Origin of the sequence: Virgibacillus sp. M23 (assembly GCF_034190895.1) — a bacterium.
In the GTDB taxonomy this organism is placed as follows: Bacteria; Bacillota; Bacilli; order Bacillales; family Amphibacillaceae; genus Virgibacillus; species Virgibacillus salarius.
Genome location: NZ_JAWDHA010000206.1, coordinates 1 through 503 on the forward strand (window position 1 = coordinate 1; position 503 = coordinate 503).

The 503-nt window shown below is 45.1% G+C and carries 1 pseudogene; it reads left to right on the forward strand.

Annotated features, from left to right (window positions below):
- Window positions 1–503 (forward strand): annotated as a pseudogene (locus tag RVS70_RS22080) (ABC transporter ATP-binding protein); the annotation flags it as partial.

The following is a 503-nucleotide window of genomic DNA, read 5'->3' on the forward strand; positions in this document are numbered from 1 at the left end:
ACTTTTTCTCAGCGATCGCGGGAGGTTTAATGGAGCTGAGCTTTCCTTTGATCGTCAATTATTTTATTGATACCTTGCTGCCGGGCAGGGACTGGGGGCTGATCATCGCGACCTCAATCGGCTTATTTGCGGTGTACGCGCTCAGCTCGGCTCTTCAGTATATTGTGACCTACTGGGGGCACATGCTCGGAATTAATATCGAGACGGATATGAGAAAGTCGCTTTTTGACCATTTGCAAAAGCTTCCGTTTAAATTTTACGACAACAACAAGACGGGAACACTGATGTCGAAGCTGACGAACGATTTAATGTATATCGGTGAAGTTGCCCATCACGGTCCGGAAGACTTATTCATTGCCGTCATGACCATACTCGGTGCGTTCTGAGTGATGCTGTTTATTAACTGGCAGCTGGCATTATTAAAGTTTATCATTATGCCGATCGTCATTTGGCTGGCGCTTTATTTCTACAAAAAGATGACCAAAGCATTTACCACACTGAAC